This is a genomic window from Prochlorococcus marinus str. MIT 0912 (assembly GCF_027359595.1).
Lineage (GTDB): Bacteria > Cyanobacteriota > Cyanobacteriia > PCC-6307 > Cyanobiaceae > Prochlorococcus_B > Prochlorococcus_B marinus_C.
This window is the reverse complement of the sequence record NZ_CP114783.1, coordinates 1,160,042-1,178,475: the sequence shown is the minus strand read 5'-3', so window position 1 is coordinate 1,178,475 and position 18,434 is coordinate 1,160,042. Positions and strand designations below refer to the sequence as shown.

The following is an 18,434-nucleotide window of genomic DNA, read 5'->3' as shown; positions in this document are numbered from 1 at the left end:
AGTAATAATAACTGTAGTGATAAAAACAAGCTATATGCTTAAACAACTTTTTGGTGATCCTAATAATAGGAAACTGAAGAGCTATCAGCCCATAGTATCTGACATCAACCTATTTGAGGAAGATATTGCGGCTCTCAGTGATGATGATTTACGTAGGAAGACATCTGACTTTCGTGTTCGCTTGGATAATGCATCAGAGTTTAATAAACAATTAGAGCTATTAGATGAATTATTGCCTGAAGTTTTCGCAATGGTTCGAGAAGCTTCTAAAAGAGTTTTAGGTCTTAGGCATTTTGATGTTCAGTTAATTGGAGGAATGGTTCTTCATGAAGGACAAATTGCCGAAATGAAAACGGGTGAGGGGAAGACATTAGTAGCAACCCTCCCAAGTTTTTTGAATGCTCTTACTGGAAGAGGGGTTCATGTGGTCACAGTGAATGATTATTTGGCCAAAAGAGATGCTGAATGGATGGGGCAAGTTCATCGCAGTTTAGGAATGTCTGTTGGCTTGATTCAACAAAACATGTCACCAGCAGCGAGAAAAAAAAATTACGGTTGTGATATTACGTATGCGACTAATTCTGAGCTTGGATTTGATTATCTTCGCGATAATATGGCTGCTGATATTAGCGAAGTTGTACAACGAAAATATCAATATTGTGTCATTGATGAAGTTGACTCGATTTTGATAGATGAAGCTAGGACCCCACTAATTATCTCTGGTCAGGTTGAACGCCCTCAAGAAAAATATGAGAAAGCTGCTCAAGTAGTGGCATTACTTGAAAGATCACCAGAACTAAGTAAAGACGGTGTTGATCCAGAAGGAGATTATGAAGTAGATGAAAAGCAAAGAAGTTGTATTTTGACCGATCAGGGCTTTGAAAAAACTGAAGATATTCTCAAAGTACCTGATCTTTATGACCCTAAAGATCCTTGGGCTCATTACATCACCAATGCAATTAAGGCGAAGGAATTATTTGTTAAAGACGTAAATTATATTGTCAGAGACGGTGAAGCAGTAATTGTTGATGAATTCACTGGTCGAGTGATGCCCGGTCGACGTTGGAGCGATGGACAGCATCAAGCGATTGAAGCAAAGGAAAATCTCCAAATTCAACCAGAGACGCAGACACTAGCCTCTATTACTTATCAAAATTTTTTCCTTTTATATCCGCGACTCGCTGGTATGACTGGAACAGCTAAAACTGAAGAAGTTGAATTTGATAAGACATATAAATTAGAGACAACTGTAATTCCCACCAATCGCACTATTGCAAGGAACGATTGGGTTGACCAAGTCTTCAAGTCTGAGGCTGCCAAATGGAGAGCAGTTGCTAATGAAACAGCAAGAATTAATTTAGAGGGTCGACCAATTCTTGTGGGCACAACTAGTGTTGAGAAAAGTGAATTATTGAGTTCTCTATTGGCTGAGAAGCAAATATCACATAACTTGTTGAATGCTAAACCAGAGAATGTAGAAAGAGAGGCGGAAATTGTTGCTCAGGCTGGTCGGGCTGGCGCAGTGACAATTGCGACGAATATGGCTGGTAGAGGAACAGATATTATTTTGGGAGGAAATAGCGACTATATGGCTCGATTAAAAATACGTGAAATTTTGATCCCAAGACTAGTTAAAATAGAAGAGAAACATAAACCTCCCGTTCCATTACAAAGATCAAAAAATAAAGAAGGGTTTGGCTCGGATGGTAAGCAATCTCAAAAAACTAGTTCATCTAGAGATATTAATAATATTTTTCCATGTATTTTGAATTCGGAAATAGATCAATATCTGGCAAAATTGAGTTCTGAATTGGTTAAAGAATGGGGTGATCGCAGCCTAGATTTTCTTGAATTAGAAGAAAGAATTGCAAAAGCTGCAGAAAAAGCTCCAACTAAAGATCAACAAATCATCAAACTTAGAAAAGCAATAGCATTAATTAAAGAAGAATATGATGCTGTATTGAAGGACGAAGAATTAAAAGTAAGAGAAGCAGGAGGATTACATGTAATTGGTACCGAGAGACATGAATCTAGAAGAGTTGATAATCAATTAAGAGGACGTGCTGGTAGGCAAGGAGATTTAGGAAGCACGAGGTTTTTCCTTTCGCTAGAAGATAATCTTTTGAGGATTTTTGGGGGTGACAGGGTAGCAGGCTTAATGAATGCTTTTCGAGTAGAAGAAGATATGCCTATTGAATCAGGAATGCTGACAAGATCTCTAGAGGGGGCGCAAAAAAAAGTTGAAACTTATTACTATGATATTAGAAAGCAAGTTTTTGAATATGATGAAGTAATGAATAACCAGCGTAAAGCTATTTATTCTGAAAGGTTGAGAGTCTTAGAAGGGAAAGATTTAAAACAACAAGTGATTGAATATGGAGAAAAAACTATGACTGAAATCGTAGATGCTTATGTAAATATAGATTTACCAGAGGAAGAGTGGGATTTAGAGAAATTATTATCTAAAGTAAAAGAATTTGTATATTTATTAAATGATCTAAATTCAAAAGAATTATTAGGATTAAACATAGAGCAATTGAAAGCTTTCCTTCAAGAGCAAATTAGAAATGCTTATGATGTTAAAGAAGCCCAAATTGAAGAGAATTTTCCAGGAATGATGCGTGAGGCAGAGAGATTTTTTATTCTTCAACAACTTGATTCTTTATGGAGAGAACACTTACAGTCAATGGATGCACTTCGTGAATCAGTAGGTTTAAGAGGATACGGCCAAAAAGATCCATTAATTGAGTACAAAAATGAAGGGTATGATATGTTTCTCGAAATGATGATAAATATGAGACGCAATGTTATTTACTCTATGTTTATGTTTCAACCCGCAAAGAAAAAAACTTAAAAATATAAACCTTTTTTGGTAAATGGAACTAGATGAAAAACAATTATTAATTGGTTTGTATTTGGCTTACTTTGGAAGACCATTGAGATATTACGAAGAAGTTATTTATTTTCATTTAAAAGGAGATCAAATTATATCAGAGGCTTTTTCAAAATTCATTTCTAATCTAAGCGAATTTCATCATACATATTCAGCTTCTAAACCTATTGAGCATCAAATTAATGATTTATATAATAATTTATTTTGTCGTGACGTCGATAATGATGGCTTAATGTATTGGTCAAATACACTTAAATCTAGTTCAAAAGGGATTGAGTCTTTAGCGAATAACTTAATATATGATACTTATCAATTGACAATTTTAAATAATAATCAAGCTATTATAGATTACAGAACCCTATTGAATAAAATTGAGGTTTGCAATTGTTTAATAGATATCATAAGAAATAATAATAAATATAATTCACTTTATAATCCTATCTCTTATGAGCCATGGATCTCTGGATACTTTATAGATGAAATAAAATCTTTTATAAGAAAAGTTGATTCTAAATATCAACTCAGTATTAACGCTCTAGATAATTTTATTCAAAATTCTTTTTATAAAATTCATAATCAATTTTTAAGTCCTGCAATCATAATTAATAATATATCTTTAGATATTCCCATATTAGGATCAGAATCCAGAAATATAAAACGATCTATTATTAATTCTGTGACTGGAGGGGCTTTGAGTAAAAAGAAAGGTTTAATGACAGTGAAAGCTCTATCAAATTTAAATTTAGTAATTAATAAAGGTGAAAGGGTCGCTTTAATTGGTCACAATGGATCTGGTAAAAGTTGTCTTTTACGTTTGATCTCAGGAATTTATAAGCCTTCATCAGGTTCTATTGATATTGAGGTTGAAGTTTATCCGATGATTCAAAAAAGTTTTTTAACAAGTGATGAATTGACTGGAGTTGATGCTGCTAAAGCTTTTTATTTGATGAGTAGTAATAGAAAAAAAGATTATCAAGAATATCTGGATGACATAATAGAATTTTCTGGTTTGGGGTCTTATATATATTTACCAATTAAAACTTATAGTGATGGAATGTCTGCTAGATTATTATTTTCTATTCTTACATCATGCAAGCATGATTTCTTAGTAATTGATGAGGGCTTTGGAACGGGAGATACAGATTTTTATGAAAAAGCAGAAAAAAGAATGAAATCTTTTATTGAAGAAACTGGTACTTTAATTCTTGCGAGTCATTCAGAAGAATTATTAACTAAATTCTGTGATAGAGGTATAGTTTTAAGTAAAGGATCTTTAGTCTTTGATGGTCCGCTGTCTCATTCTTTAAGTTTTTATCATCACGATCTTAATGATTTGGTCTGATTTAAAATTTGCATATCATAGTAGAACATCATGGTGGTTTACTGCCACGGCAAGAACACGTGCTAGATTTTCAAAGACTGTCATAGGTAATTATTGGCTTGGTTTATCTAATCTTTTATCTATTATTTCTTTAGGTATTGTATATGGAGTTGTTTTCTCTATAAATGATTTCCGATCATATTTTGTATATTTAGGTTTAGGACTTGTCCTTTGGAATAGTCTTTCAAGTGCTATTAATTGTGCACCAGAATTGTTTGCACATAATGCTCAAAATATTAAAAACACAAATGTCCCCATAATTTTTTATACTTTTGAAGAATGGTCATTTCACTTACAGATATTTCTACAATCGTTCTCATTAGTATTTATTTTTATGTTGTTTTTTAAATTTAATTTACTATTTCATTTATTGGTTTCGGTTTGGTTTCCATTGCTCAACTTTATTCTTTTTATTTACTGGTTTCCGTTGATAATTTGTATATTAAGTATTTGGTACACTGATATATCCCAACTAGTTCCTGTAGTGCTTCAGATTTTATTTTTAGTGTCCCCAATTTTATATAATAAAGAGAATCTAGGCGATCTATTATGGATTTCTAATATAAATTTGCCTTATCAAGTAATTAGTCAAGTTAGGGATTGTCTTATTTTTGGTGAGATAGATTTTAGGGTATGTTTTTTTCTTTTTGCATTAAATTTATCTGGAGTGTATGTGTCGCTATATATTTTACAAAAACAAAAAAAATATCTACCTTTTTTCTTATAAAAGATAGTCTATTTTAGATAGTTTTATTGAGTTTCTTGATCTCCCAGGTATTCAATTATTTCTTTATCTCTAAGGCTTTGGGATTCACCAGCCCATTCAGTACTGTCTTCTGTATTTTCAAGATTCTCTGGTAAATATTTTTGATAGCTGAGAATTTGATTTTCTAGATTATCTATTCTTTTCATTAAGTTTCGAATAACAGAAGCCTCTGCATCTGGCAGGGCGGAGTGAGCAAGAGGATTGATTTTGACTCCGCTTTGATGAACTACCCTTCCAGGAATCCCAACTACTGTGCTATCAGCTTCAACATTTCTGACAACCACGGAACCAGCCCCAATTCTTGTATTGGTGCCAACAGTAATTGCACCAAGAACCTTTGCGCCTGCTCCAACAACAACATTTTCTTCAAGTGTTGGGTGCCTTTTTCCATGATCTTTGCCTGTGCCTCCAAGTGTCACACCCTGATATAGCAGGCATCGATTGCCTATTTGAGTCGTTTCTCCAATGACTACTCCCATCCCATGATCTATGAACACCCCTCTTCCAATTTGGGCTCCGGGATGTATTTCAATGCCTGTAAATAACCTTGTGAATTGGCTTAAAACTCTTGGAAGTAGGGGTATTTTGTAATTCCATAATGTATGACTAATTCTGTGCATCACTAATGCTTGAAAACCTGGGTAGCAAATTAAAATTTCGAGAATACCTCTTGCGGCAGGATCTCTCTCTTTGATAATTGAGAAGTCAGATCTAATGAATTTTATAAATGTCTTAGTCAATTGATTATTCGTTTATTCAATGAGTCCAATCTCTTTGCGTAACTCTTCAATAGTTGAATCACTCAAATATTTTGCTGCACAGTGAATTTGTGGCATTCTCATTAATTGAGATCTGTTTTGTCTCAAAGTATGTTCGATAACAGGCAGGCTAGGGCTATCACAAATAACGTGACTGGCAGCTCTCAGTAAAGCTATGAGACGACTGCCGACATCAGGATTGGCTGTCATTAAAAGAATTTCGTTACCTCGCATACTATGTAAAATCACTTCTGCAGCTCTCAGTATCCCTGGACTGATACTTACTATTCCAACGCAACTGCCAGGGCGAAGCTTTTTTAATATAGCTAATTCTTTTTGGAAATCACTCAAATCCACAGCCACTGCTCTTACTTGATGACGCTTTGCTAATTCTTCCAAAGGTTGTAGAAAATATCTACTTGTAACGACTGTGCCTTTGCTAGAACTCTCCAAAACGCTTTCCAGTTCTTCCATGGGTACGACCTCTACAGGGACATCTAAATGAGGAGCTAACTCTTCTGCAATCAATAATGATGCTCCAATATCTTCTCTTGGTGTACTTACAAGTAATCGGGCTCCACATCGCAGCCTCCAATCAATCTCGCGAGTAAATAGTTCTCTGGTTTGCTGTAAAGTACATCCAGCGTTTAGAAGTTCATCTATACTTTTACGTACCTCATGATCAATATCGGTTACAACTTTTTTGCGTAAAGAAGATGAGCTACTTCTTAAATCTTTTTGTTTTTGTTGATCTCGAACATAAATACCTGATCCTGCAATAGCTTCGACTACTCCATCAGTTTCAAGTTGTCTGTAAACTTTGCTTATGGTGTTTCTATGCAAGCCTGTTTGCATAGCAAGCTGTCTAGTAGAGGGTAATCTATGCCCAGGAGGGTAATGCCTTGCAGCAATCGCAAAGCAAATTTGATTGTATAACTGACTTGATGCAGGGATCTCACTTTCCTGCTGTATGTGGAATCTCACTCCTTTGTGCCAGGTTTCAATTTGGCCACCTTAATAAATAGAGGGTAAAGTGACAATTAATTATTTGTCACTTTACAACTTTTAAGAAATTAATCAATTGTTCGCAAAGCTTTTTTGTTTTCAAGTTCTTTTGTTTCTTTCTTGATAAGAGGGGTTTTTCGAGGAGTTAAAAACATAATCATATTTCGTCCTTCTCTTTTAGCCGATTGTTGTACCTCTGCTTTTTCTTCCAAATCTTTGGCCATTCTTCTTAAAAGAGTTTCGGCTAAAGCAGTATGTTGAATCTCGCGACCTCGAAATATAACAGTGCATTTGACTTTGTCTCCAGCCTTTAAAAATCTAGTGGCCTGACTAATTCGGACTTGATAATCATGCTCATCAATTTTATACCTCATTTTTACTTCTTTAACTTCTGTTTGATGTGATTTTTTCTTAGCTTCTTTTGCTTTTTTTTCTTGTTCAAACTTAAATTTGCCATAATTCATTATTCGACATACTGGAGGGGTAGCTTTTTCGCTTACTAAAACAAGATCTAATTCTCTATCTTTAGCGACTTCTAGCGCTTCCTCTCTGCTGATGACTCCTAGTTGTGTGCCATCTGAATCAACAACTCTCAAGTCGGAATAGCTGATTCTTTCATTAATGTTGGGGAGCTCTCTTTCCGGAGCGCGACGATCAAAACGGGGACGTGGTGGCATTAAGTGTTAATAAAGTTGGAAAGTTACTTTTAAATCGATTCTAATCTTATGTTAAAGCATCAACCAATAACCTCATATATATAGTCTAAAGCCTCAATTAATGGGTTCTCTTTATTAAGCCATTTAGGATTATGCTTATTTCTAAACCAAGTTTTTTGTCTTTTGGCTAATTGACATGTTCGTTTGATTGTTATTTCTAAGGCCTCCTCATAATTAATTCTTTCTTCAATAATAGACCTTGCTTCCTCATATCCAATGGTTTTTAGCAACTCTAAATTATTTCCGTATTTTGATATCAAATCTTCTGTTTCTTCGATTAATCCATTTTTATACATTTTTTCTGCTCTACTCTGAATCCTTATGTCTAAATTGCTTGGATTTAATCCAAGCTCTAAAACTCTCCAAGGGGGAGGCTCCAACTTCCTTTGTTGAGAAAACATTTTTCCAGTAGCATAAAAAACCTCTAGAGCACGTATTGTCCTTATTGCGTCCTCTGGATGAATTTTTTCTGCAGCATTAGGATCGCAACATTTTAATAAATTATGCCTTTCAATTTTTTCTTTTTTGAGAAGTTGAGTTCTTAAGAATTCTTGAGGTGGCACTGCTGGAGGATTGAGTCCACTAACTAAAGATTGAAGATACAATCCACTTCCTCCAACAAGAAGGATTATTTGCTTTTTTCTCAATTCCTTCTCTATTGAAGCGCTTGCGATTTGATGAAACTTATGAAGATTTAGTGGTTGTGAGGGTAGAGATAAATCAATCAAAAAGTGAGGAACTTGATGCTGTTGGTCTTTAGTTGGTTTAGCAGTCCCAATATCCATGTCGACATATATTTGACGGGAATCAACATTGTGAATATTAGTCTTGATTTTATTAGCAATCTCAATTGCTAATTCAGTTTTTCCGCTTGCAGTTGGACCCACAAGGGCAATTACAAGAGGTTTATTGGGTTGCATGATTCACTTTCAGAAGGTTTATTAGCAGTAATTGCATGACAATTAATTGTTTTTGATTTGGTTTTGAAATTTTTCCAAAGACTTTCCTTGGGACCAATGTTAAATTGAAATTTCAGGAAGGGTTTCGACCAATGCTCGTTTTCAAGACAACCTTGCCTGTTTGCGTTAACCCGAATGAGTAAAGATTCAAAAGTCCAAGCGGCGTATGGTGCTGAGCAGATCCAAGTACTGGAAGGCTTAGAACCTGTTAGAAAGCGTCCTGGAATGTACATAGGCTCAACTGGCTCGAAAGGGTTACATCATCTTGTTTATGAAGTTGTTGACAATGCTGTAGATGAGGCCCTTGCTGGCCATTGTGATGAAATTACAATTTTACTTTGTGAGGATGGCTCAGCTTCAATCACCGACAATGGTAGAGGAATTCCAACTGACATCCATCCTCGTACAGGGAAAAGTGCTCTCGAGACTGTTTTAACTGTTTTGCATGCAGGAGGTAAATTTGGAAGTGGCGGGTACAAGGTCTCTGGAGGCTTGCATGGTGTTGGTATTTCAGTTGTAAATGCTTTAAGTGAGTGGGTTGAAGTCACAGTACGTCGTCAGCAGAAAGTCCATTTTCAAAGATTTGAGAGAGGAGCTTCAATTGGAAATTTAAAATCTGAAAACCTTTCAAAATCAGATCAAAACAGAACAGGAACGACTGTTTGTTTTAAACCTGATGATCAGATTTTTACTGATGGAATAGCTTTTGAATATGGAATATTGTCTTCTCGTCTAAGAGAACTGGCTTATCTGAATGGAGGGGTTCGTATAGTTTTTCGTGATGAAAGAAAGAAAACAATTGACTCGAAACAACTTCCTTATGAAGAAGTTTATTTTTATGAAGGAGGGATTAAAGAATACGTTGAATACATGACAAAAGAAAAAGACTCATTACATCCAGAAATCATTTATGTCAATTCTGAAAAAGATGGCGTCCAAGTAGAAGCAGCAATGCAATGGTGTGTTGATGCGTACTCGGATAGTATTCTTGGATTTGCCAACAATATTCGTACCATTGATGGTGGAACTCATATTGAGGGCTTAAAAACAGTACTGACTAGAACTTTAAATTCATTTGCGAAGAAAAGAGGGAAGAGAAAAGATGGAGATTCAAACTTGGCAGGGGAAAATATTAGGGAAGGATTAACAGCTGTTCTATCTGTAAAAGTTCCAGACCCAGAATTTGAAGGTCAAACAAAGACTAAATTAGGTAATACTGAAGTACGTGGAATTGTTGATAGTTTGGTTGGAGAGTCTCTTAGTCAATATTTAGAATTTAATCCAAGTGTAATTGACTTGATTTTAGAGAAAGCAATTCAAGCTTTCAATGCTGCTGAAGCTGCTAGAAGAGCTAGAGAACTTGTTCGTAGGAAAAGTGTTTTAGAAAGTTCTACATTGCCAGGTAAATTGGCAGATTGCAGTTCTAGAGACCCATCAGAATCAGAAATTTATATAGTTGAGGGAGATTCTGCTGGCGGTTCTGCTAAGCAAGGAAGAGATAGAAAATTTCAGGCAATATTACCTTTGAGAGGAAAAATTTTAAATATTGAAAAAACTGATGACGCGAAGATCTATAAAAACACTGAGATTCAATCTTTAATAACAGCTCTAGGTTTAGGTATCAAAGGAGAAGATTTTGAAGTTAAGAATCTCCGATATCACAGAGTAGTAATAATGACTGATGCTGATGTTGATGGTGCGCATATTAGAACTTTGCTTTTGACTTTCTTTTATAGGTATCAAAAGGCTCTTGTAGAAGGTGGATATATTTATATTGCTTGTCCACCTTTATACAAGGTAGAGCGAGGCAAGAATCACACTTATTGTTACAACGAATCAGATTTGCAAAAAACTCTTGCAAGTTTTGGAGAAAAGGCTAATTATACGATTCAAAGATTTAAAGGATTAGGCGAAATGATGCCAAAACAATTATGGGAAACAACAATGGATCCTACAACGAGAATGATGAAAAGAGTTGAGATAGAAGATGCTCTTGAAGCTGATCGGATATTTACAATTTTAATGGGTGATAAAGTTGCACCAAGAAGAGAGTTTATTGAAACTCATAGTGTTGAACTGGATCTTGCTACTTTAGATATTTGATGAATTTAATTAGTACTTTTATAGTTTGGTCATGGCTTTTATGTATTGGTTTGGTAGCTCCTACCACCTTGCCTGCTGGAGGTGCTCAAGAATCAATAATTCAGCATAGAAGAAATAATATTGGATCACCAGTAATAGCTTTGAAAGAATTTAATTTACTTTCTTCAGCCTCTAATAATTCTTCTATTTTGACAAAGATTAATCCAGGTACTCCCGTGAATATTATGAAAGTTTGGGATAGTAATGATACTGGGACATGGCTATTAGTTAATGTTTTATGTCAGAATTTCTTTCAGTTGTTTTATAGAAGAGGATGGGTGAATATTAGAGAAACATGATTAATGGTTGAGATTTTTTTTGTTTCACTTGGTTCAATTTTAGGAGCAAATACTAGATTTGAATTTCACAATAAATTAGAAAAATGTCATTTAGGAAAGGGTTTTGTGATTATAGTAATCAATACTTTTGCTTCATTTTTATTGGGTTTATTTCTTTCAATTATAGAGAAGTTTAGTTCTTTTAATTATTCTCACCAATTGGTATTATTTTTTTCAATTGGTTTTTTGGGAAGTCTTAGTACATTTTCGTCATTTGTTTATGAATTGTTTGATTTATGCATACAATTGAAATTTTTAAAAGCATTAAAGGTATCTATTAGTTCTGTATCTTTAGGAATTATTTCTTTTGCATTTGGATTTTTATTAGTTAATCAATAGATGGCCATAGATATTAGAAAAAATAAATTTATTTTAATATCTTTAGGAGCAATCCCAGGAGCTTTACTTAGATGGCAAATTGATGAGATATTTATAGTAAATCTAATAGGTTGCTTTGTACTAGGATTTATTAATTCATTAGATATTTCAAAGAGATATAAATTAATTCTTGGTGTAGGACTCTCTGGATCTATAACTACCTTCAGTGGCTGGTCTTTTTACTCATATAAGTTACTGAGTCAAGGTCTATATAGATTATTTTTATTCACCTCAATATCAATGATATTAATAGGAGTTTTTGCTATTTATTTAGGACACATGTTTGGTAAAAAACTAAATCTTTAATCGAGTAATTTTTCTATTGCTTGGGTAATTTCAATGCTGTCAGGCTCGATTGAGCTTTTAAATCTTGCGATGGCATCTCCCGTACCATTAATTAGAAATTTCTCAAAGTTCCACTCAACATCTCCAGCTGGGCTTACTTTATTCAAGCTCGTGAATGGTTCTGTTGTGTTGCCTTTGGCATGAACTTTTTGGAAAAGTTGGAAATTTACTCCAAAAGTTGTTGAACAGAACTTTTTGATTTCTTCCAATTCCCCAGGTTCTTGGTTACCAAAGTCATTACAAGGAAAGCCTAAAACTTTGAAGCCTTTTGACTCATACTTATCTTGAAGTTTTTGAAGAGCCTCATATTGTTTAGTAAATCCGCACTTGCTTGCGACATTGACAATCAATAAAACATTTCCTTTGTAATGATCAAAAGTTATTTTTTGATTATCAAAAGAAAAAACCTCAACTTTGCTGATATTTACGGACATGGATATCGAAGTAATAAAAAACTGGGGTAACCCATAAAATAATAAAGGCTTGCTGCTCCAAACATGAACGAACCAACAGGGGCATCTCTTGAGAGTCAATCTTTAGTTAATGGCAGTTTGGTTGCTGAGGCAGTTGCTCAGCAATTAGAGGCAATGCTTTCTGCTGGTAATTACGATGGGGTCAAATTACTTCTTAGTCCAGTACAGCCTGTTGATATAGCTCAGGCTATTGGAACATTGCCGATGATCTTGCAAGCCTTGGCTTTCAGGCTTTTAAACAAAAACGAAGCAATAGAGGTTTACGAATATTTAGACCCTTCCGTACAACAAAATCTTTTAGATCGGTTGAGGTCAAACGAAGTACTCGATCTGGTTGAGGAAATGTCACCCGATGATCGTGTTCGACTATTTGATGAGTTGCCTGCGAAAGTTGTAAGGCGTTTACTTGCAGAACTTAGCCCTGAAGAAAGACGAGTCACTGCTCAGCTTTTGGGATATCAGTCTGAAACTGCTGGCAGATTAATGACTACGGAATTTGTAGATCTTAAAGAATTTCTTAGTGTCTCACAAGCTTTAAAACTAGTCAGACAAAGAGCTACTTTTTCGGAAACAATCTATAGCCTTTATGTAACTGATAAAGAGAGGCATTTAACCGGAATTTTATCTTTAAGAGATTTAGTAGTGGCTGACCCTGAATCACTTATTGGGGAGGTGATGACACGAGAGGTAGTCAATGTCAGAACAGATACTGATCAAGAGGAGGTTGCAAGAGCAATTCAAAGATATGATTTTTTAGCTTTACCGGTTGTAGATCTTGAGAAAAGACTAGTTGGCATTGTTACTGTGGATGATGTTATTGATGTGATTGAACAAGAGGCTACTAGGGATATTTATGCGGCAGGAGCGGTTCAAGCTGGGGATGAAGATGATTACTTTCAGAGTAATTTGTTTGTTGTGGCCAGACGGCGGATTGTCTGGCTTGCCGTTTTGGTTTTGGCAAATGGATTAACAACTCAAGTTATTGCTATGAATGACGAGGTTTTAAAGCAAGTAGTTTTATTGACTGCTTTTATTCCTTTATTAATTGGAGCAGGAGGTAATGTTGGAGCTCAAAGCTCAACAGTTGTGATTCGAGGTTTGAGTACGCAACGAATTCAACGACTTGGTCTCTTTAGGGCTATCGCAAAAGAAGCGTTTGCAGGAGCTTTGCTGGGAATTTTAATGGCTGTATTCGTTGTACCTTTCGCTTGGTGGCAAGGACAGGGGCCCTTGGTGGCAACAGCTGTAGGAATAAGCTTGATTGCTATTACAACTCTTGCTGCTACTGCAGGAGCGTCATTACCTTTGCTTTTTGATCGAATGGGTTTAGACCCAGCTTTAATGTCTGCTCCATTTATTACTACAGCTACAGATGTGGCAGGGGTTTTGATCTACCTGAAAACAGCTTCTTGGCTTCTAGGAAGGCTAACTTAGACTTGAATGAGTGTTTATACTTAATGTGCGGTAAGCCGCGCTCTGTTTAGTTGATCTTTACAATTCTTAGTAGTAAGCTTCACAAAACTAAACAAAGACATGGTACAGGCAGCAGAAGCTCTTCAAACTAAAAACCTATCTTCTGCTGCAAAGACTGTATCAGACATCGATTTGGTACGTTCTTATTTGAGGGATATTGGAAGAGTCCCTTTGTTATCACATGAGCAAGAAATAACTCTAGGAAGACAAGTTCAAGATCTTATGGTTTTAGAAAATATTGAGTCAGAACTTGAAAGTGATTTAGGAGAAAAACCCGATATTAATGCATTTGCTGAAAGGGCTGGGATCTCTTCTTTTCAGTTAAAAAAGAAGCTGAAAAGCGGCAGAAGAGCTAAGGAGAGAATGGTTTCAGCAAATCTTCGTTTAGTTGTAAGTGTTGCAAAGAAATATACAAAGAGAAATATGGAGTTATTGGATTTAATTCAAGAAGGAACGATTGGTTTAGTACGTGGTGTTGAAAAATTTGATCCAACTCGTGGTTATAAATTTTCTACTTACGCTTATTGGTGGATTCGACAAGGTATCACACGTGCAATAGCTGAAAAAAGTAGATCAATAAGACTACCAATTCACATAACAGAAATGCTAAATAAACTCAAAAAGGGTCAAAGAGAATTAAGTCAAGAACTTTCTAGGACCCCAACAATTAAAGAACTTTCTGAATATGTTGAGCTGCCTGAAAGTGATGTAAAAGATTTAATGAGTAAAGCTGGGCAGCCTGTTAGCTTAGAAACAAAAATAGGTGATGGTGAAGATACTATTTTATTGGACTTATTGTCTAATGAAATTGATATGCCCTCTGAACAAATAGAAAGTGATTGCATGAAAGGAGATTTAGAGACGTTACTTGAACAACTACCTGAATTACAAAATCGTGTTTTAAGAATGAGATATGGTATGGATGGTGATGATCCAATGAGCCTTACTGGCATTGGAAGAGTTTTGGGGATTAGTAGAGATAGAGTAAGAAATTTAGAAAGAGATGGTTTGCGCGGTTTAAGAAAAACAGGGGATTCTGTACAAGCTTATATGGCTTCTTGAATTATCTTTTTTATAATAGGATTAACTTTCTCGGGAATTTCATCATGGGGACAATGCCCTGCTTCTGGAATAATGTCTAGAGATTTTATACAATCAAAAGTTGCAAACCATTTTTGAGCTTCTTGTACAGGCTCCCAAGGATCTTTTTCACCCCATATTAAATGTACTGGCTTATTTATTTGTTCTAGTAAATTTGGAGCAAGATGATCATCAAATAGATTGATAAATCCTCTAAAAGCTTCAGGAGCTCCTTTGCCTTGGGTTGGTTTGAAAAGCGTATTTATTAACTCTTCATCAACATTATTTCCACTTGGATAAGCTACTTTTAAAACTTTTTCAATAAACGTTGGATTCGCTGCATTTTTAAAAATGTTGGAACTTAAAATTCGTTGTCTTACTAAAGTTTTAATCACTGGTCTCAGAAATCTCATTAATATTGATTGCTCTACTAGACGCTTGTCATCCATTGTCCTTTGTGCACAATCAATTAGTATTAGACCTACGCATTTCTGAGATAATTGTTTTGATGTATTTAATGCAATAACCCCCCCAATAGAATTTCCTATTAATAAGACAGGTTTTTTAACTATCTCTTGACAGAAATCATAAACTTGCTGACTCCAATTATCAAAACAATAATTGAAATTTTCAGAGTTTTTCTTTTCAAATGGAATCTGTGAATTTGGCTGACTACTTTCTCCAAACCCTATTAAATCTAATGCATAGCATGGTGCAATTGAGCTGATATTTCTTTGATTGAATCTCCAATGATCTTTGCATGCTCCAAAGCCATGAATTAACACTATTGCGATTGGAGAGTTGTTATCTGTTTCTTCTACTTGCCATGCAATTTGATAATTTTTCCAATTCCAGAATTGCTTCATCACTTTAGATAAGGATATGATTTATTTTTACTTAAAGTTAGATCTGAAGTAAAGTAAATAACTTTTTTGTTAATATTATTCGATGTATTAGCTATTGAAAAAGTATTAATTTGATTAGATAAAATTATCATAATAATGTTATTATTTAGAAATATCTTTGTGAATTTCGATTTATTTTGATGAGCATTATTCATTCTCCTCGAAATATCCAAAATTTACTTCTTGCATGGTTTAGAACAAATGGTAGATACTGGATACCCTGGAAATTGAAAAAAGATGGTTCCATTCCTCATTTAGGTGAAAGTCTATCTCCTTATGGAATTTGGGTTGCAGAGGTCATGCTTCAGCAGACTCAGTTGAAGGTCGTTATTCCTTACTGGGAAAAATGGATGAAGGTTTTTCCCTCTTTGACATCTTTAACAGAGGCTGATTTAGATACTGTTCTTATGCTATGGCAAGGTCTTGGCTATTATTCACGTGCTAATCGAATACATCAATCTTCTAAAATTTTAATTGATTTCGTTGGAAAAAATAAAGATCAAGATCCACATTCTTGGCCTAATGAAATAGAGCAGTGGATGTCTCTCCCTGGTATTGGTAGAACTACTGCGGGTAGTATCATCTCATCTGCTTTTGACCTTCCTACACCAATATTGGATGGAAATGTAAAAAGAATTTTTTCTAGATTGCTAGCTATTGAGGGAAAAATCAATAAAAATGACAAAGAATTATGGAAATTGAGCTCTGTTTTGATTTCTACTAATAGTCCAAGAAACTTTAATCAGGCTTTGATGGACTTGGGAGCAAATATTTGTACTCCTAAAAAACCAAGTTGTTCTATTTGTCCAATACAAAAATTTTGTATTGCATATACAAAGTACGATCCTGATAATTTTCCCATAAAAGCAATGACCAAAATAAAACCCCTTCAAGAAATTGGTATTGGGCTTGTTTTTAATAAAAACGGCGAATTGCTCATAGATCAGCGATTGGAAAGTTCAAGTATGGGTGGAATGTGGGAATTCCCAGGAGGAAAAAAAAACTCCGAGGAATCTATTGAAAAAACTATCAAGCGGGAATTAAAAGAGGAACTTGGGATTGTTGTCAAAGTTGGGGAAAAGCTTTTATCTTTTGAACATGCATATACCCATAAGAGGCTTTATTTTATTGTTCATTTTTGTGAATGGATATCAGGTGATCCCAAACCTCTAGCTAGTCAAAAATTACTTTGGGTATCTCCAAGCAAACTTTTGGATTTTCCTTTCCCTGCTGCGAACAAAAAAATTATTTCTGAATTACATAAACATCTTTGTATTGGAAACAAAAATCTTTAAATCACTAATAATAACTTCATTGATAAATGATTAGACATGAATGCTGGCAGTGTAATTGCGATTGGAGAAGCTTTGATAGATCGACTTGGTCCTCTAGGGGGAGATCCCTCTTGTGATTTGCCAGTAACAGATTGTTTTGGAGGTGCTCCAGCAAATGTTGCTTGTGCCTTAGGGCGTCTAGGGGTGAATGTTTCTTTTATTAGCTGTTTAGGAAATGATTCTTTTGGGAAAAATTTTAAAAATCTATTGATTCAGAGAGAAATTAATATCTCTGGATTACAGCAAGATATGCTTCGTCCTACAAGAGTTGTACTAGTTCGCAGAGATTCTTATGGAGAAAGATCTTTTGAAGGATTTGAGGGAGATAAAGGCATGGGATTTGCTGATCAAGCTATATCGCGGGAAAAAATTATTCGAGATTGGCCATTGGTTACAGAGAATGCGCAATGGTTAGTTGCGGGAACAATTCCTCTGGCTTCAGAAATATCATCTAAAGCCTTTTTATGGTGTATTGAAAATGCTTTGCATGCAGGAATAAAAATTGCATTGGATCTGAATTGGCGCCCAACTTTTTGGCGAAACAAAGTTTCAACATTCTTAGAGCCCTCTAAAAAAGAAAAAAATCAAATATTTTCAATTTTAAAAAACGTTTCATTAATAAAACTCGCAAAAGAGGAGGCCCAATGGTTCTTTAATACCACTGATCCAACTCAAATTTCTTCATCTTTTGCTCATAGACCATCTGTTGTTGTTACTGATGGATCAAATCCCATTTCATGGCGACTTAATAATCACATTGGTAAATCTTTTGCGATAACCCCTTCATCTGTGGTTGATACGACTGGCGCTGGTGATGCATTCACAGCAGGATTGATTTATAAACTAATATCTGTTGATTTAGATCAAATAAGTCAACAATTTGCTGAAGAAATTATTCAATTTGGAATTGCATGCGGTTCTCATGTTTGCAAAGGATTAGGAGCGATTGATGCACAACCTTTCCTTGATGATATTGATAATTTATTATCTTAATTAAAAGGAGGAATCAGCTGAAAAGATCGGGATTTATTGCCTAAGGAATATTCTAATTTTCCCCTCCAAGCATCAGGCAAAGGCAAAGATAATCTCTCTGGCCATTCAACGACCATCAATGCACCTATGGCTTTGGATTCTTCTTCTTCTTGTAAAAAAAATTCGTTAGCCGCATTTGTTTCTTCGATTCTATAGAGATCAAGATGTATCAAAGGAGGTGATCCAAGGGGATAATGTTGTGATAAAGGGAAAGTGGGAGATGTTATGGGTTCTTGAATTCTTAAGCTTTTTGCAATTCCTTTAACTAATGTGGTTTTTCCTGCTCCAAGAGGACCTTTTAAAAGGAGAATGCTTAGATCTGGAAATTTTTTTGTTAATGTTGAACCTAATGACATCGTTGATTCAGGTTTGTCTAGAGTCCAGCAGAAATTATTAGTTTGCTGAGCAAATGAATTAAAAACCTCGAATTTTTTTTCAGTATCTTTTTCCACAATC

Annotated in this window: 18 protein-coding genes; 11 read left to right on the top strand and 7 right to left on the bottom strand. The window is 35.0% G+C overall.

Going from position 1 to position 18,434, the window contains the following annotated elements; all coding sequences use genetic code 11:
* Positions 1–34: 34 nt before the first annotated feature.
* From secA to O5640_RS07055, 3 genes are read left to right on the top strand one after another with little or no spacing between them, the layout of a single operon-like run.
* The gene (gene secA / locus O5640_RS07065; protein ID WP_269611677.1) at positions 35–2,854 is read left to right on the top strand and encodes a preprotein translocase subunit SecA; all 2,820 of its coding nucleotides are present in this window, start codon (positions 35–37) and stop codon (positions 2,852–2,854) included.
* Between the two features lie 22 nt (positions 2,855–2,876).
* On the top strand, positions 2,877–4,235 hold the full coding sequence (locus tag O5640_RS07060) for an ATP-binding cassette domain-containing protein (RefSeq protein WP_269611676.1): 1,359 nt from the start codon (positions 2,877–2,879) through the stop codon (positions 4,233–4,235).
* Positions 4,222–5,001 (top strand): ABC transporter permease, encoded by a 780-nt coding sequence (locus O5640_RS07055; protein WP_269611675.1) that lies wholly within the window; start codon positions 4,222–4,224, stop codon positions 4,999–5,001. Before O5640_RS07060 ends, O5640_RS07055 begins: the two co-directional genes overlap by 14 nt.
* A gap of 23 nt (positions 5,002–5,024) precedes the next feature.
* Here the strand turns inward: O5640_RS07055 and epsC are convergent, their stop codons facing one another.
* From epsC to miaA, 4 genes are all read right to left on the bottom strand, one after another.
* Entirely contained in the window at positions 5,025–5,780 is a 756-nt protein-coding gene (gene epsC, locus O5640_RS07050; RefSeq protein WP_269611674.1) for a serine O-acetyltransferase EpsC, read from the bottom strand.
* 12 nt (positions 5,781–5,792) lie between these two features.
* Positions 5,793–6,782: a GntR family transcriptional regulator gene (locus O5640_RS07045; RefSeq protein ID WP_269611673.1), complete on the bottom strand. Its 990-nt coding sequence runs from the start codon at positions 6,780–6,782 to the stop codon at positions 5,793–5,795.
* 89 nt (positions 6,783–6,871) lie between these two features.
* Positions 6,872–7,480, bottom strand: a complete 609-nt coding sequence (gene infC / locus O5640_RS07040) for a translation initiation factor IF-3 (protein ID WP_269611672.1) — start codon at positions 7,478–7,480, stop codon at positions 6,872–6,874.
* A gap of 59 nt (positions 7,481–7,539) precedes the next feature.
* Positions 7,540–8,439 carry a tRNA (adenosine(37)-N6)-dimethylallyltransferase MiaA gene (gene miaA, locus O5640_RS07035; protein WP_269611671.1) on the bottom strand — a complete coding sequence of 300 codons (900 nt, stop codon included), beginning with the start codon at positions 8,437–8,439 and terminating at the stop codon, positions 7,540–7,542.
* Between the two features lie 174 nt (positions 8,440–8,613).
* Here miaA and gyrB point away from each other — a divergent pair, with 174 nt between their 5' ends.
* The 4 genes from gyrB to O5640_RS07015 are packed head-to-tail and all read left to right on the top strand — an operon-like array spanning position 8,614 to position 11,642.
* Positions 8,614–10,581, top strand: coding sequence for a DNA topoisomerase (ATP-hydrolyzing) subunit B (gyrB, locus tag O5640_RS07030; protein ID WP_269611670.1), 1,968 nt, complete (start codon positions 8,614–8,616; stop codon positions 10,579–10,581).
* Positions 10,581–10,919, top strand: coding sequence for a hypothetical protein (locus tag O5640_RS07025; RefSeq protein ID WP_269611669.1), 339 nt, complete (start codon positions 10,581–10,583; stop codon positions 10,917–10,919). Before gyrB ends, O5640_RS07025 begins: the two co-directional genes overlap by 1 nt.
* A 3-nt stretch (positions 10,920–10,922) precedes the next feature.
* Positions 10,923–11,297, top strand: coding sequence for a fluoride efflux transporter FluC (locus tag O5640_RS07020; RefSeq protein WP_269611668.1), 375 nt, complete (start codon positions 10,923–10,925; stop codon positions 11,295–11,297).
* Entirely contained in the window at positions 11,298–11,642 is a 345-nt protein-coding gene (locus O5640_RS07015; protein WP_269611667.1) for a fluoride efflux transporter FluC, read from the top strand.
* Here O5640_RS07015 and O5640_RS07010 read toward each other — a convergent pair.
* On the bottom strand, positions 11,639–12,115 hold the full coding sequence (locus tag O5640_RS07010) for a glutathione peroxidase (protein WP_269611666.1): 477 nt from the start codon (positions 12,113–12,115) through the stop codon (positions 11,639–11,641). The two genes, O5640_RS07015 and O5640_RS07010, sit on opposite strands and share 4 nt — an antisense overlap.
* Before the next feature lie 63 nt (positions 12,116–12,178).
* Here O5640_RS07010 and mgtE point away from each other — a divergent pair, with 63 nt between their 5' ends.
* Entirely contained in the window at positions 12,179–13,588 is a 1,410-nt protein-coding gene (gene mgtE / locus O5640_RS07005) for a magnesium transporter (RefSeq protein ID WP_269611665.1), read from the top strand.
* Between the two features lie 99 nt (positions 13,589–13,687).
* Positions 13,688–14,689: an RpoD/SigA family RNA polymerase sigma factor gene (locus tag O5640_RS07000; RefSeq protein WP_269611664.1), complete on the top strand. Its 1,002-nt coding sequence runs from the start codon at positions 13,688–13,690 to the stop codon at positions 14,687–14,689.
* Here the strand turns inward: O5640_RS07000 and O5640_RS06995 are convergent.
* Positions 14,674–15,573, bottom strand: a complete 900-nt coding sequence (locus O5640_RS06995; RefSeq protein WP_269611662.1) for an alpha/beta fold hydrolase — start codon at positions 15,571–15,573, stop codon at positions 14,674–14,676. The two genes, O5640_RS07000 and O5640_RS06995, sit on opposite strands and share 16 nt — an antisense overlap.
* 179 nt (positions 15,574–15,752) lie before the next feature.
* On the opposite strand from O5640_RS06995, the gene mutT reads away from it, so the two are divergent.
* Both mutT and O5640_RS06985 read left to right on the top strand, forming a co-directional pair.
* A complete protein-coding gene (mutT, locus tag O5640_RS06990; RefSeq protein WP_269611661.1) occupies positions 15,753–16,907 on the top strand; it encodes an 8-oxo-dGTP diphosphatase MutT in 1,155 nt (384 codons plus the stop codon).
* Between the two features lie 36 nt (positions 16,908–16,943).
* The gene (locus O5640_RS06985) at positions 16,944–17,939 is read left to right on the top strand and encodes a carbohydrate kinase family protein (protein WP_269611660.1); all 996 of its coding nucleotides are present in this window, start codon (positions 16,944–16,946) and stop codon (positions 17,937–17,939) included.
* Here O5640_RS06985 and tsaE read toward each other — a convergent pair.
* Entirely contained in the window at positions 17,936–18,430 is a 495-nt protein-coding gene (gene tsaE, locus O5640_RS06980) for a tRNA (adenosine(37)-N6)-threonylcarbamoyltransferase complex ATPase subunit type 1 TsaE (protein WP_269611659.1), read from the bottom strand. The two genes, O5640_RS06985 and tsaE, sit on opposite strands and share 4 nt — an antisense overlap.
* Between the last annotated feature and the right edge of the window lie 4 nt (positions 18,431–18,434).

What these genes read in the sequence shown, in the direction of transcription:
- O5640_RS06985 (WP_269611660.1), top strand. Translation starts at nt 16,944, where the DNA reads ATGAATGCTGGCAGTGTAATTGCGATTGGAGAAGCTTTGATAGATCGA.
- mutT (WP_269611661.1), top strand. Translation starts at nt 15,753, where the DNA reads ATGAGCATTATTCATTCTCCTCGAAATATCCAAAATTTACTTCTTGCA.
- mgtE (WP_269611665.1), top strand. Translation starts at nt 12,179, where the DNA reads ATGAACGAACCAACAGGGGCATCTCTTGAGAGTCAATCTTTAGTTAAT.
- O5640_RS07055 (WP_269611675.1), top strand. Translation starts at nt 4,222, where the DNA reads ATGATTTGGTCTGATTTAAAATTTGCATATCATAGTAGAACATCATGG.
- O5640_RS07020 (WP_269611668.1), top strand. Translation starts at nt 10,923, where the DNA reads ATGGTTGAGATTTTTTTTGTTTCACTTGGTTCAATTTTAGGAGCAAAT.
- O5640_RS07000 (WP_269611664.1), top strand. Translation starts at nt 13,688, where the DNA reads ATGGTACAGGCAGCAGAAGCTCTTCAAACTAAAAACCTATCTTCTGCT.
- O5640_RS07060 (WP_269611676.1), top strand. Translation starts at nt 2,877, where the DNA reads ATGGAACTAGATGAAAAACAATTATTAATTGGTTTGTATTTGGCTTAC.
- gyrB (WP_269611670.1), top strand. Translation starts at nt 8,614, where the DNA reads ATGAGTAAAGATTCAAAAGTCCAAGCGGCGTATGGTGCTGAGCAGATC.
- O5640_RS07025 (WP_269611669.1), top strand. Translation starts at nt 10,581, where the DNA reads ATGAATTTAATTAGTACTTTTATAGTTTGGTCATGGCTTTTATGTATT.
- O5640_RS07015 (WP_269611667.1), top strand. Translation starts at nt 11,298, where the DNA reads ATGGCCATAGATATTAGAAAAAATAAATTTATTTTAATATCTTTAGGA.
- miaA (WP_269611671.1), bottom strand. Translation starts at nt 8,439, where the DNA reads ATGCAACCCAATAAACCTCTTGTAATTGCCCTTGTGGGTCCAACTGCA.
- infC (WP_269611672.1), bottom strand. Translation starts at nt 7,480, where the DNA reads ATGCCACCACGTCCCCGTTTTGATCGTCGCGCTCCGGAAAGAGAGCTC.
- secA (WP_269611677.1), top strand. Translation starts at nt 35, where the DNA reads ATGCTTAAACAACTTTTTGGTGATCCTAATAATAGGAAACTGAAGAGC.
- O5640_RS07010 (WP_269611666.1), bottom strand. Translation starts at nt 12,115, where the DNA reads ATGTCCGTAAATATCAGCAAAGTTGAGGTTTTTTCTTTTGATAATCAA.
- O5640_RS06995 (WP_269611662.1), bottom strand. Translation starts at nt 15,573, where the DNA reads ATGAAGCAATTCTGGAATTGGAAAAATTATCAAATTGCATGGCAAGTA.